This is a genomic window from Aeromonas molluscorum, from assembly GCF_051376105.1.
In the GTDB taxonomy this organism is placed as follows: Bacteria; Pseudomonadota; Gammaproteobacteria; order Enterobacterales; family Aeromonadaceae; genus Aeromonas; species Aeromonas molluscorum.
In genome coordinates this window covers 1,344,811-1,366,696 of record NZ_JBPQCY010000002.1, presented here as the reverse complement: position 1 = coordinate 1,366,696, position 21,886 = coordinate 1,344,811, and the positions used below count along the sequence as shown (strand labels likewise).

Annotated in this window: 18 protein-coding genes and 1 riboswitch; of the genes, 3 read left to right on the top strand and 15 right to left on the bottom strand. The window is 59.7% G+C overall.

The features are described 5' to 3' along the window. Positions 1-117: 117 nt before the first annotated feature. From ACSMDR_RS16905 to ACSMDR_RS16890, 4 genes are all read right to left on the bottom strand, one after another. The gene (locus tag ACSMDR_RS16905) at positions 118-1,509 is read right to left on the bottom strand and encodes a sigma-54-dependent transcriptional regulator (RefSeq protein WP_436468987.1); all 1,392 of its coding nucleotides are present in this window, start codon (positions 1,507-1,509) and stop codon (positions 118-120) included. An 88-nt stretch (positions 1,510-1,597) separates the two neighbouring features. Continuing rightward, a complete protein-coding gene (locus tag ACSMDR_RS16900) occupies positions 1,598-2,632 on the bottom strand; it encodes a sensor histidine kinase (RefSeq protein WP_005894479.1) in 1,035 nt (344 codons plus the stop codon). Between the two features lie 106 nt (positions 2,633-2,738). Beyond that, a complete protein-coding gene (locus tag ACSMDR_RS16895) occupies positions 2,739-4,160 on the bottom strand; it encodes a sigma-54 dependent transcriptional regulator (protein ID WP_040318919.1) in 1,422 nt (473 codons plus the stop codon). Positions 4,161-4,383: 223 nt separating this feature from the next. Further along, entirely contained in the window at positions 4,384-5,379 is a 996-nt protein-coding gene (locus ACSMDR_RS16890; protein WP_083940354.1) for a DUF2726 domain-containing protein, read from the bottom strand. 192 nt (positions 5,380-5,571) lie between these two features. On the opposite strand from ACSMDR_RS16890, the gene ACSMDR_RS16885 reads away from it, so the two are divergent. The 3 genes from ACSMDR_RS16885 to ppx all read left to right on the top strand — a co-directional run bounded on the left by ACSMDR_RS16885 (position 5,572) and on the right by ppx (position 9,718). Further along, positions 5,572-6,084, top strand: coding sequence for a glycine cleavage system transcriptional repressor (locus tag ACSMDR_RS16885; RefSeq protein WP_005894486.1), 513 nt, complete (start codon positions 5,572-5,574; stop codon positions 6,082-6,084). 81 nt (positions 6,085-6,165) lie between these two features. After that, the gene (gene ppk1, locus ACSMDR_RS16880; protein ID WP_005894488.1) at positions 6,166-8,238 is read left to right on the top strand and encodes a polyphosphate kinase 1; all 2,073 of its coding nucleotides are present in this window, start codon (positions 6,166-6,168) and stop codon (positions 8,236-8,238) included. Beyond that, the gene (ppx, locus tag ACSMDR_RS16875; protein WP_436469344.1) at positions 8,228-9,718 is read left to right on the top strand and encodes an exopolyphosphatase; all 1,491 of its coding nucleotides are present in this window, start codon (positions 8,228-8,230) and stop codon (positions 9,716-9,718) included. Before ppk1 ends, ppx begins: the two co-directional genes overlap by 11 nt. A gap of 61 nt (positions 9,719-9,779) precedes the next feature. Here the strand turns inward: ppx and mgtE are convergent, their stop codons facing one another. The 11 genes from mgtE to flgC all read right to left on the bottom strand — a co-directional run bounded on the left by mgtE (position 9,780) and on the right by flgC (position 21,847). Next, positions 9,780-11,120: a magnesium transporter gene (mgtE, locus tag ACSMDR_RS16870; RefSeq protein ID WP_436468986.1), complete on the bottom strand. Its 1,341-nt coding sequence runs from the start codon at positions 11,118-11,120 to the stop codon at positions 9,780-9,782. A gap of 97 nt (positions 11,121-11,217) precedes the next feature. Next, positions 11,218-11,387, bottom strand: a riboswitch (M-box (ykoK) riboswitch). A gap of 117 nt (positions 11,388-11,504) precedes the next feature. Next, entirely contained in the window at positions 11,505-12,710 is a 1,206-nt protein-coding gene (flgL, locus tag ACSMDR_RS16865) for a flagellar hook-associated protein FlgL (protein WP_436468985.1), read from the bottom strand. A 3-nt stretch (positions 12,711-12,713) separates the two neighbouring features. Continuing rightward, positions 12,714-14,714 carry a flagellar hook-associated protein FlgK gene (gene flgK, locus ACSMDR_RS16860; protein WP_436468984.1) on the bottom strand — a complete coding sequence of 667 codons (2,001 nt, stop codon included), beginning with the start codon at positions 14,712-14,714 and terminating at the stop codon, positions 12,714-12,716. Between the two features lie 3 nt (positions 14,715-14,717). Continuing rightward, entirely contained in the window at positions 14,718-15,779 is a 1,062-nt protein-coding gene (flgJ, locus tag ACSMDR_RS16855; RefSeq protein ID WP_436468983.1) for a flagellar assembly peptidoglycan hydrolase FlgJ, read from the bottom strand. A gap of 75 nt (positions 15,780-15,854) precedes the next feature. Beyond that, positions 15,855-16,949: a flagellar basal body P-ring protein FlgI gene (locus tag ACSMDR_RS16850; RefSeq protein WP_436468982.1), complete on the bottom strand. Its 1,095-nt coding sequence runs from the start codon at positions 16,947-16,949 to the stop codon at positions 15,855-15,857. 14 nt (positions 16,950-16,963) lie between these two features. Further along, positions 16,964-17,635: a flagellar basal body L-ring protein FlgH gene (flgH, locus tag ACSMDR_RS16845; RefSeq protein ID WP_005894502.1), complete on the bottom strand. Its 672-nt coding sequence runs from the start codon at positions 17,633-17,635 to the stop codon at positions 16,964-16,966. Between the two features lie 13 nt (positions 17,636-17,648). After that, complete coding sequence (gene flgG / locus ACSMDR_RS16840) at positions 17,649-18,437, bottom strand: flagellar basal-body rod protein FlgG (protein WP_005894504.1); 789 nt, start codon at positions 18,435-18,437, stop codon at positions 17,649-17,651. 13 nt (positions 18,438-18,450) lie between these two features. Further along, the gene (locus tag ACSMDR_RS16835) at positions 18,451-19,197 is read right to left on the bottom strand and encodes a flagellar basal body rod protein FlgF (RefSeq protein ID WP_436468981.1); all 747 of its coding nucleotides are present in this window, start codon (positions 19,195-19,197) and stop codon (positions 18,451-18,453) included. A gap of 133 nt (positions 19,198-19,330) precedes the next feature. After that, positions 19,331-20,671 carry a flagellar hook protein FlgE gene (gene flgE / locus ACSMDR_RS16830; protein ID WP_436468980.1) on the bottom strand — a complete coding sequence of 447 codons (1,341 nt, stop codon included), beginning with the start codon at positions 20,669-20,671 and terminating at the stop codon, positions 19,331-19,333. 10 nt (positions 20,672-20,681) lie between these two features. Then, positions 20,682-21,410 carry a flagellar hook assembly protein FlgD gene (locus ACSMDR_RS16825; protein WP_005894511.1) on the bottom strand — a complete coding sequence of 243 codons (729 nt, stop codon included), beginning with the start codon at positions 21,408-21,410 and terminating at the stop codon, positions 20,682-20,684. 17 nt (positions 21,411-21,427) lie between these two features. Further along, on the bottom strand, positions 21,428-21,847 hold the full coding sequence (gene flgC / locus ACSMDR_RS16820) for a flagellar basal body rod protein FlgC (RefSeq protein WP_005894515.1): 420 nt from the start codon (positions 21,845-21,847) through the stop codon (positions 21,428-21,430). Positions 21,848-21,886 lie beyond the last annotated feature (39 nt).

Here is a 21,886-nt window from a genome sequence, read left to right as displayed (position 1 = left end):
CCCGCCGACCAAGACCATGGTGACGGGCTCACACTGATTGTCCTCGCGCATCAGCCAGACACTGCACCGGGCCTGACGCCAGAATACACCCGGCTACCTCTGTTGCTGGATGCGCGCTTAGGCGGGCAGCAGGATGCCGGCCTCACGCATCTGCGCCAGCTTGTAGCGCAAAGTGCGCGAGCTGATGCCGAGCCGCTCGGCAACGGCTTTGCGGCTGCCCTTGCAGTCGTGCAAGGTTTCCAGAATGATCTGGTGTTCCTGCTGCTTGAGCTCGCTGCCAAGCCGCTCGCCACTGAAGGCGCGCTCAGTACCGCTCACCTCTCCTGCAGAGTCCGTTGGAGTGAGTCCGACGTCGGCGACGCCCAGCGCGAACGCCCCCACGTCAGCGGGTTCCAGGATCAACTGGGCGACCCCTATCTCTCCATCGGTAGAAAGGATCAGCGCCCGCTGCACCACGTTGTCCAGCTCGCGCACGTTGCCAGGCCAGGGGTGGGCGAGCAACAGCGCCGCCGCCTGAGACCCCAGTGTTGGGGTCGGCAGCCCTTGCTGAACCGCATGGAGTGCGAGCAGGTGCTCGGCCAGAGGCAATATGTCTCCGGGCCGCTCGCGCAGGGCCCGCCAGTGCAGGGGAAACACATTGAGCCGGTAGTAGAGATCTTCACGAAACAGCCCATCTTGCACCGCTTTTTTGAGGTCGCGATTGCTGGTGGCAATGACCCGTACGTCCAGGGGGATCATCTTGCGACTGCCGAGCCGCTCGACCTCTTTCTCCTGCAAGACCCGCAGCAGCTTGGCCTGCAAGGAGAGATCCATTTCGGTTATCTCGTCGAGCAGCAGGGTACCGCCCTGGGCTTGTTCGAACTTGCCGGGACAACCCTGTACGGCGCCGGTGAAGGCCCCCTTGTCGTAACCAAACAGGGTCGCCTCCAGCATGTTTTCCGGAATAGCGGCGCAGTTGATGGCCACAAAGGCTTGCTCACTGCGAGGGGAGTTGTCATGTATGTAACGGGCCAGTACTTCCTTTCCCGTGCCACTGGGCCCGGTCACCATGACGGTGGCCTCGCTTCTCGCGACCCTCGCGGCCAGCTGGAACAACTCGGCGCTGCGCGGATCCCCATGCACCACGGCACGTTTCTCCACTTTCTGGGCCGGCACATAGCGGCTCACCTGGTTGAGCAACACCTCGGGGGAGAAGGGTTTGGCTAGATAGTCGATAGCCCCCTCACGCATGGCCCGTACGGCACCATCGATATTGGCGTAGGCGGTCATCAGCAACACCGGGATCTGGGGATAGGCCTGCCGAATGTTGCCCAGCAGGGTCAGCCCGTCCATGCCCCCCATCTGGATGTCGGAGATGACCATGTCAAAGGACTGGCGCGACAGGGCGAGCAGCGCCCGCTCACCGCTATCGGCCTCACGGCACTCGTAACCACCGAGCAGCAAGGTATCTATTAGCGCCTCGCGCAGGCCGGAATCATCTTCAACGACCAGGATCCGTGCCTGACTCATACTCGTGCTCCCAGAGACTGCACCGTCTCATTTGAATAAAACGTCAGGATGAAAACCGGATCATCACCCAATCGGCAAGGGGCAACACTCATGCGACGACTCCCAGGGCCTGCACGCCCTCATGCAAAGGGAAAGAGAGGGTGAAGCAGCTGCCCTCCCCCGCTACCGAGGTCACCTTGACCTCTCCCTGGTGGGCTCGCACCACGGACTGCACCACCGCAAGCCCCAGACCAGTTCCCTGGCTGCGGGTCGTAAAGAAGGGTTCAAAGATCTGGGCGAGTTGTTGATGGGTCATGCCGTTGCCGTTGTCGAGCACCCTCAGCTCGACCCTGTTGTCGCTGCGCACCGCACTCACCATGAGGGAGTTGGCTCCGGCCTGGGCACCATTGGCTATCAGGTTGTTGATGGCACCAGCCAGGGCATTGCTGTTGGCAAGCAGGCAGAGGTCCGGCTCAGGTGCCTCTATGTGCAGGCTGCACTGCTGCTGATTGCAGAACACCTCGGCTCCCGCCTGCACTTCGCTCAACAACCCCTGTACCGAGATGGGCGCCACCACCTGGCTCTCGCCACTGCGGGCAAACAACAAGATGTCGCTGATCTGTTTTTCCAGATCCTGCAACCTGGCCATCAGCTTTTGCTGAAACAGGACTCGTGATTCCGGCTTGAGGGTGCGGTTGGCCAGGTTGGCGCCATAGAGCATGGCGGCTGACAGGGGGGTGCGGATCTGGTGAGCCAGGGAGGCAGCCATGTTGCCAAGCGCAGAGAGGCGCTTCATGTGGTTGACCCTGTCCTGGAGGCGGCGGGTCTCGGTGAGATCGGTGAGGAACACCAGCTGGCCAGGTTGATCCGGCAACGGCTGGGTAGAAAGCTGTACCCGGCGACCATCTCTCAGGGAGATCTCGTGGCCGTCATCGGCCCTGGGCTCGAAGCAGCGCCCTATGATGGCGCGCCAGCTCAACCCTTCCAGCGGTTCGCCGAGCAGCGCATGGGCCGCCGGATTGGCGCGAGTGATGGCCCCCTGGCCGTCGAGCAGCAGCACCCCGGTCGGCAACGCCGTGAAAATGGCATAGAGCTGACTGACTTCGTGGGACTGGACCGGGTTGTCTTGCTGTTGGCTCGTCATAAACCTGACCTCAAACGGGGAGTACGGTCAGGCTATTCAAGTTCTATGCCAGATAAATTTACTGTTTTAAATCAACCAATTATATGGGTGCGTCAAGGGGTTGACCCTAGGCTTCCTTGCTCATGCCATATTTCTTCATCTTCTCGACCAGGGTAGTGCGACGCATGCCGAGCAGATCGGCGGCCCGTGCGACTACCCCTTCCTGGGATTCCAGAGCCTGACGGATCAGCTCCACTTCCAGATCGGCCAGCATCTCCTTGAGGTTGACCCCCTCCTGGGGCAACTGCATCAGGTTGCCACTGCTCTGGCTAACCAGCAGCTCGGGCGGATCCTGGAACACGGCAGCCAGGGCATCGCGCTCATCCATCTCGGTCAGGCGGGCATCTCTGGGTTCGCAAGGCAGCAGTCGATAACGGCTCGGTAAATCCGAAACATCGACTATCTGCTGGGGATAGAGGATCAGCAAGCGCTCAAGCAGGTTGGAGAGCTCGCGCACGTTGCCGGGCCAGGGGTATTGCAGCAGGGACTCCATGGCACGCTGGGTCAGGCGAATGAAGCCCTGATGCTGCTCGGAGTGACGGTTGAGCAGCTCCTGCAGCAGCAGCGGAATATCGTCGATGCGATCACGCAGGGGCGGCGTCTCTATGGGGAAGACATTGAGGCGGTAGTAGAGATCTTCACGAAACTCCTGAGTGCGGATCATCGCCTCCAGATCCCTGTGGGTCGCCGCTATGATGCGCACATCCGCATGGATGGGTTTGCCGCCGCCAACCCGGTCAAACAGCCGCTCCTGCAACACCCGCAGCAACTTGACCTGCATCGGCATCGGCATGTCGCCGATCTCGTCGAGGAAGAGGGTGCCCCCCTGGGCGAGTTCGAAGCGGCCGCGCCGCGCCGCTATGGCGCCGGTGAAGGCGCCTTTCTCATGGCCGAACAGTTCACTCTCAAGCAACTCTGCCGGAATGGCGCCGCAGTTGATGGGCACGAAGGGGCCGCCAGCCCGGTTGGAGAGTTCATGGATGGCACGCGCCACGACCTCCTTGCCGGTCCCGGATTCGCCCAGGATCAAGACATTGGCATCGGTCTGAGCGACCTGGCTGATGAGACGGCGCACCTCTTGAATGCCCTTGCCCTTGCCCACCAGCAGCCGCAACAGCGTCTGACCCTTGTCATGGACCTGCTGTTTCGGGTGCAAGGAGACAAACGCCTGACAAAAGTGCAGATGTCGGGTGAGGGATTCATAAGAAAATGGCGCCTGGGCCACACCGATAAAGTTGCTATTGGGCAACGCTATCTCGGCCAGGGAGACGAAAGGGGTGCGGGGATATTGCTCGAGCAGCGTGCTCAGGGGACGATCCACCAGTTCGCCGATCAGCACCCCTTGCAAGGGACCCGAGGCTTCGATGGCCATGTCGAGATCCGCTTGGGCGACCTCTTGCCAAGGCATACCCATGAAGGAGAGCACTGTACCCAACTGCTGGCGCCTAGCGACATCCGTATCCACTATCAGCACGCCCATTGCCATCATATTCATCCCTCTTCACCCACTGTTTTTATTCTACCGCCACCACCTCGCAGACGAGGTCAGTGTACAAGGCGCACAAAGTGCCAAAATTCCGGCGCCTTGTCAAAAACTGTCGCGCCAGAATGTGTACTGGCAAGCATAGCCGCAACAGATGTTGCCATTCGAAGGGGATTACCCCAATAACACTCGGTCATTCGAGTCCGATAGGCGGGATCCGACCGGTGACTCAGTGCGGTGACGTCGCCTTCAGGGTTGCGTAGCGGCACTCGGGGAAGCGGGTACAGGTGAGAAACTGCTTGCCGGCATAAGGTCCCTTGCGGGCCTCGCGCTCCAGCAGCGGCGCGGTGCAACGTGGACAAGTATGGGGGTTGGCTGGCGCCACATCGTCCTTGTCAGCGAGCTTGCCAGCCTGGTCAGTGCCCTCCTCATCTTCGTCCTCATCCAGCGGCGTTGCGGTGAACAAGCCATGGGGCATCGCCTCTTGCTCGGCACTCACTGCCAGCGTCTGGGGCACAGATCTCATCATGGGCATATCAAGGGGGAGCTTATCTACCTCTTCCTCCCGGTAATGACGGCGACCAGCCCCTTTGCTGGTGCGCCCACGCGCAGCATCGGCCTGGGGCCGAGTAAGCGGCCTGGGTGTCTCTTCCAGATCAACCGCGCCGAGGGCTTGCGGGTTGAAGGTCGGCTCGCGCCTTGCCCCCCCAGTGAGCGCCGTCTGAGGATCCAGTGCCTCCTCGTCCAGCAACAAGGCCTGCACCTGCTCCTTGAGCTCATCGAGATCGGCCGCCTCTTGCCCCGTGAGAGGGAGCAGGGGCAAGTCAGCCCGTTCACACAGTTGCTGCAACCAGCGGTCCCGGCTCGGGCGGCGTTTGCCTTGTGCCGGCGCGAGCCGCTCGATGGCACAGATGAGGGAGAGATCCTCGGGATGGCAGAGCAGGTAGTCAAACTGGCGATCCCCCATGCTGGCCAGCTGTTTTTGCCATTTTCCCTTGCCGACCCCTTTGCCCGGCAACAGCACGTCTTTGAGCCGCACATGGGTAAAGAGTCGCACCTCCTCTTGCAGCAGTGCCTGCAACGCCTCGAACTCACGATGGCGATCCGGGGTCATAAGTGTCTCTTGCAAGGAGCAGGAAACGCTCCTGGCACGGCGGGCACGCCAAGCCAGCAGGATCAGGACGAGGGCCAGTACTAACAGACCGGGTAACAACAAGCCATTCATGGAGGGGGCAATCCGACAGACGAAAGAGGGGCATAATATTACCACAACCTCCGGTCACAACCGCTATCTGTCACGGCGCCAGCAGCAGACTCTGCCATTGGCAGAATAATTTCGGTTTTGGTTGGGTCAGGGGGTTCATCTCACCTGCAACGGCAGGCACAATGAAGTGGACTCATACACAAGGAGAGCAGGATGCAAAAGCAATTGGTTGTCACCGTAATAGGTGCAGACAGACCCGGCATAGTGGAAGAGTTGGCCGCCCTCATCAGCCAGCATAGTGGCAACTGGCTCGCCAGTTCCATGAGTGAGCTGGCCGGCCAGTTTGCCGGTATCCTCCAGATCAGCGTTGACGATGGTCACTACCGCGGCCTGTGCGAGGCGCTCTCCCTGCTGGCCGGGCTCAAGGTGAGCTTCGCCGAAGGGGTGCTCGGTGCCGAACCCGAACGCCAGCTGATGCTGACGGTCACCGGCAACGACAGACCGGGAATTGTCCATGAAGTTGCGAGCATCTTGCGCCAGCTCGGTGCCAACGTCATCGACCTGACCACGGGCTGCGAGGCCGCCCCCCATTCCGGGGCCCCCCTCTTCTATGCCCATGCGCTGGTCGCCCTGCCCCAGGAACTGGCCCTGCCGACACTTATCGACTCCCTGGAGTCCCTGTCGGACGATCTGGTGGTCGACATAGATCAAGACGTAGAAGATTGATGCCGCTGTCATTAAAGCGTCACAAAACCGTCATCTAATGAGGCCCATTCGTTCCACGGGATTGGATAAACAGAGGCACTGATGAGCACCGACAAGCTGTATGAAGAGAAGGAACTGAGCTGGCTCTCTTTTAACGAGAGGGTGCTGCAGGAGGCGATGGACAAGACGGTGCCGCTCATCGAGCGGATCCGCTTCCTTGGCATTTTCTCCTCCAACCAGGACGAGTTTTTCAAGGTGCGGGTCTCCGAGGTGAAACGGCGCATCCTGATCAATGAAGTCCATGGCGGTGATGATGAGGCCAAGGGGTTGCTGCGCGCCATCCAGCAAAAAGTGATGGCGCTTGGCGAAGCCTTCGACAACACCTACAAGGAGCTGCTGATAGCGCTCGCCCGCCACAACATCTTCCTGGTCAACGAGAACCAGCTCTCCGACAACATACAGCAGTGGATGCGGCTCTTCTTCAAGGACAAGGTGCAACGCCACCTGATCCCCATCTTGCTCAACAAGGAGGTGAACCCGGTCAAGTTCCTCAAGGACGAGTACACCTACCTGGCGGTGGAGATGAAAAAGCAAGGCCAGGTGATCCAGTATGCCCTGGTCGAGGTGCCGACCGACGACTTGCCCCGCTTCGTGCAGTTGCCCGCCGAGGGTACCCGCCGCAAGAAGCAGATCATCATACTCGACAACATCATCCGATCCTGTCTGGACGACCTGTTCAAGGGCTTCTTCGACTATGACGAAATCGCCGCCTACGCGGTCAAGCTGACCCGGGATGCGGAGTACGACCTCTCCGACCAGCTCGATCTCAGCCTGGTTGACAAGATGAGTGACGGCTTGAAGCAGCGGCTCACCGCCATGCCGGTGCGCTTCGTCTATGAGCGGGAGATGCCGGCCGCCATGATAAGCTTCCTCAAGCTCAAGCTGCAGATAAGCAGCTATGACGCCATCATGTCCGGGGGACGTTATCACAACTTCAAGGACTTCATCGGCTTCCCCAACGTGGGGCGTGACTACCTTGAAAACCCCAAGCTGCCCGCCCTGGAGTGCCGGGATTTTGATGGTTTCGTCAATGCCTTCGATGCCATCGCCAAGCAAGACATCTTGCTCTACTACCCCTATCACAAGTTCCACCATTTCACCGAGCTGGTACGTCAGGCGGCCTTCGATCCGGCAGTCAGCGCCATTCGCATCAATATCTACCGGGTGGCCAAGAAATCGCGCATCATCCACTCTCTGGTCGATGCCGCCAACAATGGCAAGAAGGTGACTGTGGTGGTCGAGCTGCGGGCTCGCTTCGACGAGGCGGCCAACATCGACTGGGCCAATGTCTTGACCGACGCCGGGGTCAAGGTAGTGTTCGGGGTGCCCAGTCTCAAGATCCACTCCAAGCTCTGTCTCATTACCCGCCTCGAGCAGGGTGAAGCCGTGCGCTACGCCCATATCGGCACGGGCAACTTCAACGAGAAGACTGCCAAGAGCTACACCGACTTCTCGCTGCTGACCCGCAACCCCGACATCACCGCCGAGGTGGAGGGCGTATTCGAATACATCGAGTACCCCTACCGGCGCTACAAGTTCAACCACCTGCTGGTCTCCCCCATCAACTGCCGTCGCCAGCTCTATCGCCTCATCGACAACGAGTTGGCCAACGCCAAGGCGGGACAGCCCAGCGGCATCACCCTCAAGATCAACAACCTGGTGGACAGGGATCTCATCAATCGCCTCTATGCGGCGGGGCAGGCCGGGGTGCCCATCCAGATGATAGTGCGCGGCATGTGTGCCCTGCGCCCCGGGGTGCCGGGCCTGAGCGACAACATCAGAGTGATCAGCATCATAGATCGCTTCCTCGAGCATCCACGGGTCATGGTGTTTCACAACAAGGGCAATGTGCAGCTCTATATCTCCAGCGCCGACTGGATGAGCCGCAACATTGACGGCCGTATCGAGGTGGGCACCCCCATCTATGACGATCGGCTCAAACAACGCATCCTGGATATACTGGAGTTGCAACTGAGCGACACCACCAAGGCGCGGCTCATCGATGCAGAACAGCAGAACCTGTACGTAAAACGGGGCAACAGGCGCAAGATCCGCTCCCAGGTTGCCACCTATGACTATCTCAAACGCATCGAGTCAGCCCCCCATGGACACTAGCCTCTACGCCGCCGTCGATCTTGGCTCCAACAGCTTTCATATGGTCATCGCCCGTCTCACCGACGGGCGCATGCAGATCATCGACCGGCTCAAGGAGCGGGTTCGACTGGCGGAAGGGATGGATGAACAGCGCAACATGTCGGCCGAGGCCATGGCCCGTGGCCTCGACTGCCTGGCGCTGTTTGCCGAACGGCTCAGCAATATACGCCCGGATCAGATCCGCATCGCCGGCACCTATACCCTGCGCCGGGCCAGCAATGCCCGCGAGTTCGTCGCCAAGGCCGCCAGCCTGCTTCGCCATCCCGTCGAGGTGATCAGCGGCCAGGAGGAGGCGCGGCTCATCTATCAGGGGGTCGCCCATACCCAGCATCTGGAGGGGCAGGTGCTGGTGGTCGACATCGGGGGCGGCAGCACCGAGATCATCATCGGCGAGGGCTTCACTCCCCTGGCCCTCACCAGCCGCAAGATGGGCTGTGTCAGCTTTACCCAGCTGTTCTTTCCGGGAGGAAAAATAGGGAAGACCCAGCTCGACACCGCCATCCTGGCGGCTCATCACCAGCTCGATCCTGTGCTGGCGCAGTACAAGCATCTCGGCTGGCAGAGCTGCCTTGGCAGCTCTGGCTCCATTCGTACCGTGCATGATGTGCTGGTACAGGAGGCGCTGACCGAGGGGGGCATCACCCGTGAGGCGCTGGCCCGTCTGGCAGAACTTATCCTCAGTCACAAGAAAGTATCCGCCCTCAAGTTCAACGGTCTGCCAGCCGAACGTCAGGAGGTGTTCGTCGCCGCCGTCGCCATCCTGATTGCCCTGTTCGAGGCGCTACCCATCGAGCGGATGGACTACTCGGATGGCGCCCTGCGTGAGGGACTGCTCTACGAATTCGAAGAGCGGTTGCAGCATCACGACATTCGCGAGCGGACCGCCCTGGCGCTGGCCAGCCACTATCGCATCGATGGCCGCCAGTCGGCCCGGGTCGAAGAGAGCGCCCTCGCCCTGTTCGACCTGCTGGCCGATGAGTGGCAGCTCGAAGCCGAGCCTTATCGCGCCATCTTGCGCTGGGCCGCCCAATTGCACGAAATTGGGCTCGCCATCAACTATGGTGGCATTCATCGCCACTCGGCCTACATATTGGCCAATACCGACCTGCCTGGCTTCAATCAGGACGATCAAACCCTGCTGGCCACCCTGGCCCGCTTCCACCGCAAGGCCCTCAAACTCGCCGAGCTACCCGCCCTGCCCAATCATGACGAGCAGACGGTACTGCGCTGCATCCGCATCCTGCGACTGGCGGTTGCCGCCAATCACAGGCGGATAGATGGTCTCCTGCCCCCCTGGCAGGTGGCGGTCAAGGACGACGGTCTCACCCTGGCGTTGCCCGCCGCCTGGTGCGATGCGAACCACTTGCTGATGCAGAACCTGGAAAAAGAGCAGACATACTGCGCAGAGCAAGGCTGGCAGCTCGACTTTCAGCTCACCTGATCCGATCCTGGCATGAAAAAAGGCAGCCCCTGGGCTGCCTTTTTTCGTTTCATCGCGCCCGTCAGTTGAGGTCGGGCAGAATTAGCTTGGCTATCTCGAAATAGATAATGAGACCTGTGCCATCGACCAAGGTCGAGATGAAGGGGGCTGATGCCACGGCCGGATCCAGCCGCAAGCGGCGCAGCAACAGCGGAATGATGGAGGCGACAACGGCGCTCCACAGCACGATGGCGATGATAGTCAAAGTCACCACCACGCCCACTTCCACCCCAACCCCGAGACTCCAGGCCCGCACCCAGGCGGCCAGGGCCATGGCCACCGAGACCAGCATGGCGGTCGTGATCTCCTTGCGTAGCACTGTCCCCAGATTGCGAAGACTCACCTCCCCCACCGCCATGGCGCGCACCAGGGTGGTGGTGATCTGGGTGCCACTGTTGCCCCCGGAGCCAATGAGCAGCGGGATGAAGAATGCCAGTGAGATGGCCGCCTCCAGCTGCTCTTCAAAGGCGCGCAGCACAGTGCCGGTATAGGCTTCGGCCACGAACAGAATGAGCAACCAGGCGATGCGTTTACGCCACAACTGCCAAGGGGTGGCATGCAGGTAGGGCACCTCAAGGGGAGATGAGCCCCCCTGCAGTTCGGCATCCTCGGTGGATTCGAGCTCGAGTATGTCGGCCGCATCATCCAGGTGGAAGATACCAAGCAGGCGACCATCGGACTCGACCGGCAGGGAGAGCAGATCCCGCTCCACCACCATCCGCGCCGCCAGCTCCTGATCCATGCGGGCATCAAGACGGATAAGATCTTTATCCATCAGCTCGCATACCGCACGCTCTGGCTCGGCCACCAGCAGTGTCTTGAGGGAGAGATAGCCGAGCAGCTGACCTCTCTCATCCACCACATAGATATCCTGGAACACCTCGGCGTTGTCCCAGGCATCGTGGATCCGCTGCCTGGCGCTGGCAATGGACTCCTCCCCTTTCAGGGTGAAGAAGTCGTGGCGCATGTGCGCCCCCACCGACTCGCTCGGCCAGCTGAGCAACCCTTCGAGTTGGACACTCGCCGCCGGTGGCAGATTCGCCAGCAAGGTGGCGCGATCCCGCTTGCCCAGGCTGCGCAACATGGCAAGCAGCTCCCGGCGCGGGATCTTGTCCTGCACCAGCGTCAGCACACTCGGGTGCAGGCGCAGCAAGAGCCGGGCACCGCTGGTGCGGGCTAGCATGCCAAGCAGGCGGGCCCCGTCGGGCCCCAGAGTGTCAAACAGACAGTTGAGCTCTTCCTGGCGCAGGGCGAACAGTTGGGCGGCCCGCGCATCCGGGGCCAGCTCGTTGTCGAGCCAGGCTTGCAGAGTGGGCAGGTCAAGCAGTTGATGACGGTTCAGTAACAGATGTGTTTTCTTCATCACATATGAGCCTTTGTGATCCCGGCAGGGATGGGCTGATAAGAAAACAGCAATTGATGGACGAGAAAATAGGCAGGAAATGACGCCGTTCGGCGTGTCACCATCCCCACGTACCAGCTTTAGCACTGCATAACGTATCCGGCGAGCCGGAAGCCACTTGGGTTAACACCTTAATCCGATGATAACTGTCCTGAGCTTGGGCGTCTCTCGACGTCGTGAGATCAGTGGCCTGTGTTTATGCAGGAGCCTCGCCTAACGAGATGCTGCGAAAAAAAGCAGGCAGATGCCACGCACCTTGCCTGCCCTGTCATGGTCGGTCAGACCCGCGATGGAGTCAAACGATATGAGTCTTTATTAACAATCCCTTACAACTCTCAGTTCCCGTTAGCGAATATAGTCGAACAGGGTCAGCTTGCTGATGTTGCTAAAGGCTTGCTGCGAGGCACTCATGGCCGCGTTCTCCTTGGAGAGGGTCGAGATCACCTCGTAGAGATCTATCTCGGACACCTTGGCCCTGGCCTGCTGATTGAGGGTATCGAGCCCGGTGTTGGAACTCATGACCTGTTCCAGGCTGTTCATCCGCCCTCCCAGGGCGCCGAGCCCGGTATCCATGCGCTGACGTGCATTGCTGAGGTGGGCCTGGGCATCTTGCGCGCTCAACTGGAAGTCGTCATTGGTGATATTGGGATCACGCAGGGCGCCGATAAAATCGGAAATGCCATTGAGAATATTGTCGTTCTTCGGCTGATCCAGAGAGAACTCCTGCACTGTACCCGCCCCCTGGTCCAGATTGAGGGTGAGGCCGTTGAAATTGATATCCTCCCCTGCCACATAGTCGCCATTTTGCAGCACATTGCCGCCCACGTCCGTGATCTGGTAGCTATCCGGCACCCCCGCCACTGTGGTGACTGTGTATTTGTTGCTGGCCAGGGCACTGTCGTAGTTGGTGCGATAGAAATTGTCGAACTGTCCCTGGGCTCCCACCTTGACCTGGATATTGCCGGTATCGGCACTGGCAGTACGCCGGGTCGGCACCGTCTCGAACAGATCCAGACCCGAATCGTTGGCGGGGATGCGCACCGTGGAGGAGACCTGGATCTCCCGCTGACCGGTATCGCCCTGGAATACATAATTGCCGCCGGGATCTTTCACAAAGGGCTGAGTCTTGCTCTGGTTGCCGCCGAAGATGTACTCCCCTTGTGAGTTCTTGCTGTTCATCAGGTCGAACATCTGCTGCTGCAGCCCTTCCAGCTCCTTGGCCACGGACTCGCGATCCGCCTGGCCCAGGGCCGAGTCGTTCGCTTTTTGCATCAGGGTCTGGGCGCTGAGCATGGCATCGTTGAGGGAGCTGAGTATGGTCTCCTCATGACCCAGGCTGTTCTCCAGCAGGCTGCCGTTGACGCCATACTGCTGGAACAGGTCTATCTCCTTGGTGAGCGCCATCTTCTGGCTCATTCCGGAGGGATCCTGGCCCGCCGTCTTGAACTTGTCGCCGGAGTAGAGCTGTTCATAGGCCGTACTCTGCCGCTCGGCCGCCGCACTCAGGGAGGAGAGGCCGCGGTTGTACATCATGTTGGTGGTGATGCGCATGACTTACCTCACTGAGGACAACAGGGTGTCGAAGATGGTTTTGGCGGTGCTGACCACCTGGGCCGAGGCGGCATAGGCTTGCTGGAAACGAATGAGATTGCCCGCCTCCTCATCCAGGCTGACCCCGGAGACACTCTCGAAGATGGCACTGCTCTGCTCCAGCTTGCCCTTGTTGGCCAACATTTCGGTATTGGCCTGGCTGGTCTTGTTGCCCACCCCGACCACCAGCCCGGTATAGGCCTCGTTAAAGGTCATCTTGTCATTGCCACTGGTTGAGCTGCTGCTTTTGCGGACCAGATCCTTGTTCTGCAACTCGGCCAGGGCCAGGCCGTTGGCGTTGTCGGAGAAGCCGTTCTTGTTGTAGCTCAGGGTGAAGCTGTCATTGCTCTGAACCTGGCCCGTGATGCTGAATTCATAGCCAGGGCTCTGACCCGGATCGGCATACACCTTGGGGCCACCCAGGGGACTCTCGAGGGCGGCCATCAGGTTCTGGCCCTTGCTGCTGGCGGGCGCGACCCCTATGAGCGTGGTGCCATCTTTCTCATAGACCTCATAGTTGCCACTGCCGTCTATCTTGACCACTTGCGGCGCTGCGGGATCCAGGTCATTACCGGTAAAACCTGAGCCTGCCCCCGTGTTGCCTATGGTACCGAGAGATATGATGCCCGAGCCCAGATTCTGGCTGTTTTTATCGGCCTTGAGGGGAGAAGCCAGCGCCAGATCCTCGGCGCGGTTGATCAGCTTCTCAATCCCGGCTGCCGCCTGCTTGGTCGGTTGCAGCAATATCTTGTCCCCTGCCGCTGGCGTGCCGGACAAGTCGATGGAGATGCCATGACCCGGCACCTCGAAACTCGCGGGCGGCGTGCTGCCGGTGGCAATGGAGGAGCGCTTGCCATCACTGCCGATGGAGAAGACCTCAAAGCCAGTGGCACTGCTGAAACTCACCTCATAATCGAGGGCCGTCACCTCGCTCCCCTTGCCGGGCACGAAGTTGACCATGGCCTCCCCCGAACCTGTGTTCTTGGCAAAGGGCAGACCTTCGCTGCTGGGCAAGGAGAAGAGGTCGCCACCGAGTTCGTTGTCGAGATCCATGCCCAAGCGATTCTGCTGGTTCATGGCATCGGACAAGGAGATGGCGAGCTGACCCAGCTCACGCTTGGTCGGTTCGAGATCGCGACGGGCAGAGAAGAGGCCGCCAAGGCCGCCCCCCAGTACCTTGTTGTCTATCTTGGCCTGATTCTTACCGAGATTGAGCTGCAGCTCCTTGTCCCTGGAGTCGGGATCCCCGGGGATGACACTGAACTGGGCCACGGAGCCATCAAGCACCAGCGAGTGGCCCGAACTCATGTTGACCAGCACGCTGCCATTTGGCTGAGTGACGGTGCGGATATCCATCTTCTGTGACAGCTGGGCAATGGCATCATCGCGCTGATCGTAGAGCATCAGGTTCTCTTCCCCTGTGCCCTGGGTGCGCACTATTGCCTTGTTGATCTCGTTGATGTTGCTCAGCAGGCTGTTGACCTGCAGGGTCTCGTCATTGATGCGGTCGTTGATGACATCGCTCTGCTTGTCGAACTGGGACGAGAGCGTATGGAAGCGGTTTACCATGCTGCCAAGCCCGGTGAGGGTGGTATTGCGCGAACCCAGATCCGCCGGCGACTCGTTGGCAGTATGAAACCCCTTGAAGTAGGCGGTGATGGCCGTGCCGACGCTATTGCTGGTATCCCCCAGCAGGCTGTCCACGGTAGAGAGCTGTTCGAAACGCATGGAGGAAGCGCTGAAGGCAGAGGTATCCCGGCGCAGTTCGCCTTGGGCATACTGGTTGATCACCCGCTCGCTCATGCTCTCACCCGTGCCAAAGCCGATGGCATTGGTGTAGATCAGGGTGCGTTCACGGGTATAGCCCTGGCTATTGACGTTGACGATGTTGTTACTGGTGGTTTGCAGCAGTTTCTGATGCGCCAGTACCCCAGATGTTCCTATCCCAAGCAGATCGCTTGCCATGCTTTACAGCTCCGTGTCTGTGTATTGGGCAATGGGTCCACTGCGCAATACCTGTTTCAATTTATTGGCATACTGGGGGTCGGTGGCATATCCGGCCTGCTGCAGCGCCTCAAAATAGCGATCCGGGCTGTCGGCCTTGGCCAAGGCGCCCTTGTAACGGCTCCCGGATGTCAGGAAGTCAACATAGTCATTGAAGCTCTCTTCGAACGAGTCGTAGGAGCGAAACGCCGCCTTCTGGCGAGAGGCGACTCCCTGCTCATACTCCAGCGTGCTGACCACGGCCTTGTCCCCTTGCCAGCGCTGATCGGCCTTGATGCCAAACAGGTTATGGCTCATCTGACCGTCTCCATCCTTGATGACCCGTTTACCCCAACCGCTCTCGAGGGCAGCCTGGGCAACCAGTACAGCCGGATTCAATCCCAGCTTGTCGGCGGCCTTCTTGGCCAGGGGCATCAATTTGCTGACAAAGTCGCTTGGCGAGTCAAAACCGGTGCTCGTCGAGGCATCGCGCAGTCCCTGGGGGGCCTGCTGCCCCATGGCGGGTATGCTGCGATGGCGCTTGCCAACCATGGTACTGCCGGCCAGCGCTCCCGACTCCATGGTCTTTTCAGCAAAATCCTTGCCAACTTTAGAGGCTTCGATCAGACCATGCTCGCTGCCGGTCGGTGCCACATAGGGTTTGTGCGCCCGTTCGGTGCGCTGGGGCAACTTGAGCACACGGCCATCTTCGTGTTTGAAGCTGTCAGGGGAGAACTGCTTGACCACCATGTCGGCCAGCCCCAGCCCCCCTTTCCCTGACATGTCGGAGACCCGTTGCTGGTCGAGCATGCCTTCGTAGAACTGGGTGTAGCTGCTGCTAAAGGGGTTGTCCGCGGTCAATGCCTGGCTCGCCTCGCGCATACCCTTGAACAACATCTGGCTGAAGATGGATTCGAACTGGCGGGCTGCCGACTGGAGTGCCTGCTGCTTACCCTCTTTGGTCAGGCTCATTTGACGCAATTTATCCAGGTTCTGGATATCCTGCACCATGCCCAAATCCACGCCTTTATTGTCGATATTCGCCATCTTGCTTACCTTCTTTGCCGCCTGTGGCAAGCCCTTGCCGGTTGGCTGCCACGGGGCAACCAAGGTTGGAGACTGTTACAAAATAACCAGCTGACCTTCGATGGCACCCGCCTGCTGCAGGGCTTCGAGGATGGCCATGAGATCGCCCGGAGCTATCCCGACCTGATTCACCGCCCGGACCAGATCATCAAGGGTGGCGCCGGTATCGAGCTTGAACATACGCCCCGGCTCTTGTTGCACATTGATGGTGGAGTTGTTGGTGACCGCTGTCTGCCCGCCCGCCAGGGGATTGGGCTGGGAGACTTGCTGGTTCTCGGCAATGGTCACCGTCAGGCCGCCGTGGCTGATGGCCGCAGGCTTGAGCCTGACCTGGCTGCCAATGACAATGGTGCCAGTGCGCGAGTTGACGATGATCTTGGCCGCCTCGGCCCCCGGATCCACTTCCAGGTTCTCTATGGTGGCGAGATAGGAGACTCGCTGACCCGGATCCCGGGGGGCAAACACCTTGACCGAGGTGGCATCCAGTGCCTGAGCGGTATTAGGCCCCACCAGATTATTGATTGATTCTGCCAGGCGACGCGCCGTGGTGAAGTCGGAGCGATTGAGGTTGAACGTAATGGTATCGCCCTGACTGAAGGAGTTGGGCACCTCACGCTCGACGGTGGCGCCATTGGCGATGCGACCCACGGTCGGGGTATTGACCACCACCTTGGAGCCATCGGCCCCCTCGGCGCCGAGACCACCGACCACCAGACTGCCCTGGGCCACCGCATAGACACGGCCATCGAGCCCCTTGAGGAAGGTCTGAAGCAAGGTACCGCCCCGCAGGCTCTTGGCCTCACCGATGGCGGAGACGGTCACGTCTATGGTCTGACCCGGCTTGGAGAAGGGGGGCAGATCGGCGTGAATGGCGACCGGCGCCACGTCTTTTATCTTCGGCTTGATGTTGTCGGGCACCTTGATGCCGAAGTTGTTGAGCATGGTACGAAATGTCTGCTCGGTGAAGGCGTTGTTCTTCTCGCCGGTGCCGGGCAGACCCACCACCAGGCCATAGCCCAGCAGCTGGTTGTTACGTACCCCTTCGACCGAGCTGATGTCCTTGATACGGGCGGCATTGGCCACCAGGGGTAACAGACAGCAGCACAGACAGAGTAGACGGAGTCGTTTCATGGGTTCTCCTCGCACTAGAGCGGCCACCAGGGACCATTGAAGAAGCTGGTCAGCCAGCCTTGTTCCTGGGTATTGGCCAGGTCACCGGTGCCACCGTAGTGGATACGGGCATTGGCCACCTTCTGGGAGGAGACGCTGTTGTCCGAGGTGACATCTTCGGGGCGAATGAGGCCTGTGATGCGAATGTATTCGTTGCCGTTGTTGAGCATGATCCACTTCTCGCCACGCACCACCAGATTGCCGTTACTGAGTACCTTGGCCACGCTGACCGAGATGCTGCCCTGCAAGCTGTTGCTCTGATCCGCCTTGGCCTGTCCCTTGAATGCGGCATTCTGGCCGATGGAGGCGGACAAGTCATAGGCACCGGCCGTGATAGGCACGCCCCCCAGGCTGACCGGATCCAGGTTGAACTTGTTGTCCTTGCCGGTCTGGGTATTGGCCTTCTTGGAGGCTGAGGTCGACTCGGACAGTTCTATGGTGATGATGTCACCGACCTTGTGCGCCTTGATGTCCGAGTAGATGCCATTGACCTGATCGGGCTGAAAGATGGCGCCGGTCGGACGCACGGAGACCGGCTCCGAGTCGCCATAGACGGGGGCGAATTCGGGGTCGTCCGGCTTGGCTGTATTGAGGGTGCTGGTGCAGCCCCCCAGCGCCAGCAGGCTCAGCATCCAGATGGTTTTCATCGTGAGGCTCCCATTACAACCGCTGGGTCAGATAGGACATCATGGAGTCCACCGCCGAGATCACCTTGGAGTTCATCTCATAGACTCGCTGGGCCTGAATGAGGTTGACCAGCTCTTCGGTGACGTTGACGTTAGAGACCTCCAGCATGCCCTGCTTGATGACACCGAGTCCGTCCGCACCGGCCGTGCCTTCGATGGGTGCGCCGCTCGACTGGGTTTCGAGGAACATGTTCTCACCCATGGGTTGCAGGCCGGAGGCGTTGACGAAGTCGCTGATGTTGATCTGGCCAATCACCTGGGACTGACCATCGCCCTTGAGCTGGATGGAGACCTGACCATCTTCGCCTATGGTGACGCTCTGGGCGTTTTCCGGGATCTGGATCTCTGGCTGCAAGGGATAGCCATTGCCCGGGGTGACGATAGTGCCCTCGTCATTGAGGGTAAACTGGCCGTTGCGGCTGTAAGCGCTGCTGCCATCGGGCAGTTGTACTTCGAAGAAACCACGACCATTGATCATCAGATCCAGAGAGTTATCCGTGGTCTGCACGTTGCCCTGACTGAAGCTCTTCTGGGTGGCGACCACCTTGGCCCCCGCCCCCAGCATCAGGCCGGACGGCAGCTCGGTATCGGCCGAGGAGCGCCCCCCCGGCTGATTGATGTTCTGATAGAGCAAGTCTTCGAAGATGGCTCGGGATTTTTTGTAGCCAACGGTACTGGCGTTGGCGAGGTTGTTTGAGGTGACGGCGATATTGGTCTGCTGGGCATCCAGTCCCGTCTTGCCTATCCAAAGTGCAGGATTCATGTCTGGCTCCTAATTAGCTGATACGCAGCAGTTGGGTTTGGGCCTCGTCGTTCTCCTGGGCCGTCTTCATCATCTTGACCTGGGTTTCGAACTGACGTTGCAAACGAATAAGGTTGGTCATCTCGTCGACCACATTGACGTTGCTGTTCTCCAGCGCGCCGGCGATCAGCCCCACATCGGCGGAGGCCGGCTCTGGCTGGCCATCCTTGCGGCGAAACAGGCCATCTTGCCCTTTCTCCACCGCATCCGCAGCCGGTCTGACCAGCTTGATGCGCTGGAAATCCTCCGGCAGGCTGGGGGCAGCCCCTTCCGGGCGACCCGTGATGGTGCCGTCCCTGTTGATTTCCAGCTTCTCGAGGGGCAGCGGCAGCACGATGGGTTTGCCTGCGTCATCCACCACATTGAGCCCGGTACTGGTCTGCAAATTGCCGGTCGCGTTCAACTCCAGATTGCCCATGCGGGTGAAGGCTTCGCCGCCCTTGCCATCCTGTACCGCGATCCAGCCCTGGCCATCCAGCGCCACGTCCAGATCCCGCCCCGTGGTCATCAGGGAACCGTGCTGCAGGTTCTGGCCGGGCCGCTCGGTCATGGCAAATACCCGGGTCGGCAAGCCTTCGCCGAACGCCTGCATGGCGCGAGCCTGCTCGAAGTCAGACTTGAAGCCAGTGGTGTTGGCGTTGGCCAGGTTGTTGCCACGCACAGCCAGGCTGTTCATGTTCTCTTTGGCACCGGACATAGCGATATAAAGCAGGTGGTCCATGGGATCCTCCGTCAAACAGATGACTCTGACGTGGATAAAGCAATTAAGATGCCAACAAGATGACTTCGATTTTAAGATATTGATATATAAAGAAAGGGCGCCGAAGCGCCCTTATATGCCAACCACGAATCGATCAGCGGATCTGCAATATGGTCTGCTGCAGCGAGCTGTTGATTTCCAAAGAACGGGAGTTCGCCTGGAAGTTGCGCTGGGCCGTGATGAGATCCACCAGCTCCGAGGTCAAATCCACGTTGGACTGCTCCAGTGCCGACGACTTGATGGAGCCGAAGGTACCCGAATTCGGGGTACCCGGCAGGCCATCGCCGGAGAGCAGGGATTCGCGCCAGGAGGTATCCCCCACCTGGGTCAAACCTTGCGGGTTGGCGAACTTGGCCATGGCCACCATGGCGACCTTGACGGTGGTGGCGTTGCTGTAGGTCGCAGAGACGATACCGTCATTGGTGATCTCGACCTTGGTCAAGCGGCCTACCGTGGAGCCATCCTGGGTCAATTTATTGACTTCGAAGGGGGACGAGTACTGCGTCACAGTGCCGAATTTTATCTCGATCGCCTGGGTGGGATCGGCGCCATTGTCGATGACACCGGCCCCCGGTGTGCCCAGGGCTTCCGTCTTGACGATGGCCGGGGTGATGGTGTTGACCTTGCCATCGGCATTGAAGGTGATGTTGGCGCTCAGCGGCGGGGTCGCCAGACCAGCCGCGGGGGTGGTCGCGTTGCCGCCGGCGATGTCGATGGGCTTGTCCCCCTCGTACAGATACATGCGCCAGGAGGTCGGGTTCGCCGACTTGGTGGGATCCAGTGGATCGGCATCCTTGACGAAGTACTGAGTGACGGTATGGGGCTCACCAAGGGAGTCGTAAGAAACCACCGATGTCGAGGAGGAGTAGGTAGTCGAGTCCTTGGGATCGAAAGTAGAGGGGTTGATGACCTGAGGGGTGGCGTTGGCTGGCAAGTTGAAGCTGGCCTCGACGGTGGTGGTCTGCTTGGGTTCACCCGCCTTGTCCGGGATCTGGATAGGCTTGGTGGCATTCAGACTCACCGCCTTGGGGGTGCCGTCGGCATTGATCTCGTACCCCTGCAGGAAGCCGCCGGAGTTATTGACCATGTAGCTGTTTTCATTGAGCTTGAAGGCACCGGCCCGGGTATAGCTGCGATCCAGGGCACTGACGCCGTCCGAGGTGACGAAGAAGCCGTTGCCCTGAATGGCGAGATCCAGGGAGTTGTTGGTAAATTGCAAGGCCCCTTGCTGGAACTGCTGCGCGACTGCACCGGTCGCCACACCATTACCTACCTGGGTCTTGGAGTTGACGAAAATGGAGTTGGCATAGACATCGGCAAACTCGGCGCGGGACTCCTTGAAGCCGATGGTATTGACGTTGGCAATGTTGTTCGCGGTGACGTTCAGGTCTTTTTGAGCCGCATTGACGCCACTGAGGGCATTGTTAAATGACATGTCTTTCTCCTTAGATCACTGCGTTGTTGGTTGGGGTGGGCGTCGTGGTCGACTTGCTGCCGGAACCGGAAATTTCCAGCACATCCGTGAGATAGATACCGCCCAATCCTTTGAGTTTCAGGGTGCTGGGCGAGCTGGCCGACCCCAGGGTGACACTCTCCACCTGGGCATAGGTCAGGGCCGGCAGGCTCTCCGACTTGCCCGCCACGGTGGCGCTGGCTTCAATCTGGTACTTGCCTGTCTTGGCCGGGTTGCCGTCCTTGTCCAGGCCATCCCAGTTGAAGGCCACATTGCCCTGGTGATCGCCCTCCAGGGAGAACTCCTTGACCACCTGGCCACTTTCATCTTTCACCGTCACCTTGACGTTACTGCCACCATCACCGGTCGCAATGACCCCAGAAATGTCGCCGCCCTTTTCCAGATAGCCGGTATTGGACGGGATCAACACATCCTGACCAACCAGGGCCGAGGCCTGGAGCGCCTGGCTCGAGGTCATCAGACTGTTGAGGCTCTCCATCTGGGAGGAGAGGTTGTTGATCCCCTCCGAGGTGGACATGGACGTCATCTGGGACAACATCTGCGCGTTGTCCACCGGCTTGAACGGATCCTGATAGGAGAGCTGCATGGTCAGCAGCTTGAGGAACGACTCCTGATCCAACTCCTTTTTCTGGACAGTGCTTGCGGTCTGATTCGACGAAACTCGGTTGACGCCCAGCACGCTGTCATAGGTATCTGCCATTTAATTGCCGCCCCCTATCAGGACTTACCCAGATTGAGCGTCTGCTGCAGCATGCGCTTGGCAGAATCGGCAATCTGGACGTTGGTTTGGTAACTGCGCGAGGCGCTGATCATGTCAGCCATCTCCTCGACCATGTTGACGTTGGGCTTGAAGATGAAGCCATCCTTGTCAGCCATGGGATGATTGGGATTGAACTCCTTGAGCAGCGGAGCCTTGCTCTCAACGATGCCCTTCACCTCGACGCCAACCGACCCCTGTCCATCGGACATGGCCTGTTCAAGCTGAGCGGCAAAAACTGGCCGCCTGGCATGGTAAGTTCCTTCCACGCTGGAGCTGACGCTGTCGGCGTTGGCCATGTTGCTGGCCACGGTATTGAGTCGCACCGACTGGGCACTCATGGCGGAACCTGCGATATCAAAGACCTTGAACAAACTCATTGCTGTGCTCCTTGTTTTGTTGCAAGGCCTGGTCCAGGC

What these genes read in the sequence shown, in the direction of transcription:
- ACSMDR_RS16905 (WP_436468987.1), bottom strand. Translation starts at nt 1,509, where the DNA reads ATGAGTCAGGCACGGATCCTGGTCGTTGAAGATGATTCCGGCCTGCGC.
- ACSMDR_RS16900 (WP_005894479.1), bottom strand. Translation starts at nt 2,632, where the DNA reads ATGACGAGCCAACAGCAAGACAACCCGGTCCAGTCCCACGAAGTCAGT.
- ACSMDR_RS16895 (WP_040318919.1), bottom strand. Translation starts at nt 4,160, where the DNA reads ATGATGGCAATGGGCGTGCTGATAGTGGATACGGATGTCGCTAGGCGC.
- ACSMDR_RS16890 (WP_083940354.1), bottom strand. Translation starts at nt 5,379, where the DNA reads ATGAATGGCTTGTTGTTACCCGGTCTGTTAGTACTGGCCCTCGTCCTG.
- ACSMDR_RS16885 (WP_005894486.1), top strand. Translation starts at nt 5,572, where the DNA reads ATGCAAAAGCAATTGGTTGTCACCGTAATAGGTGCAGACAGACCCGGC.
- ppk1 (WP_005894488.1), top strand. Translation starts at nt 6,166, where the DNA reads ATGAGCACCGACAAGCTGTATGAAGAGAAGGAACTGAGCTGGCTCTCT.
- ppx (WP_436469344.1), top strand. Translation starts at nt 8,228, where the DNA reads ATGGACACTAGCCTCTACGCCGCCGTCGATCTTGGCTCCAACAGCTTT.
- mgtE (WP_436468986.1), bottom strand. Translation starts at nt 11,120, where the DNA reads ATGAAGAAAACACATCTGTTACTGAACCGTCATCAACTGCTTGACCTG.
- flgL (WP_436468985.1), bottom strand. Translation starts at nt 12,710, where the DNA reads ATGCGCATCACCACCAACATGATGTACAACCGCGGCCTCTCCTCCCTG.
- flgK (WP_436468984.1), bottom strand. Translation starts at nt 14,714, where the DNA reads ATGGCAAGCGATCTGCTTGGGATAGGAACATCTGGGGTACTGGCGCAT.
- flgJ (WP_436468983.1), bottom strand. Translation starts at nt 15,779, where the DNA reads ATGGCGAATATCGACAATAAAGGCGTGGATTTGGGCATGGTGCAGGAT.
- ACSMDR_RS16850 (WP_436468982.1), bottom strand. Translation starts at nt 16,949, where the DNA reads ATGAAACGACTCCGTCTACTCTGTCTGTGCTGCTGTCTGTTACCCCTG.
- flgH (WP_005894502.1), bottom strand. Translation starts at nt 17,635, where the DNA reads ATGAAAACCATCTGGATGCTGAGCCTGCTGGCGCTGGGGGGCTGCACC.
- flgG (WP_005894504.1), bottom strand. Translation starts at nt 18,437, where the DNA reads ATGAATCCTGCACTTTGGATAGGCAAGACGGGACTGGATGCCCAGCAG.
- ACSMDR_RS16835 (WP_436468981.1), bottom strand. Translation starts at nt 19,197, where the DNA reads ATGGACCACCTGCTTTATATCGCTATGTCCGGTGCCAAAGAGAACATG.
- flgE (WP_436468980.1), bottom strand. Translation starts at nt 20,671, where the DNA reads ATGTCATTTAACAATGCCCTCAGTGGCGTCAATGCGGCTCAAAAAGAC.
- ACSMDR_RS16825 (WP_005894511.1), bottom strand. Translation starts at nt 21,410, where the DNA reads ATGGCAGATACCTATGACAGCGTGCTGGGCGTCAACCGAGTTTCGTCG.
- flgC (WP_005894515.1), bottom strand. Translation starts at nt 21,847, where the DNA reads ATGAGTTTGTTCAAGGTCTTTGATATCGCAGGTTCCGCCATGAGTGCC.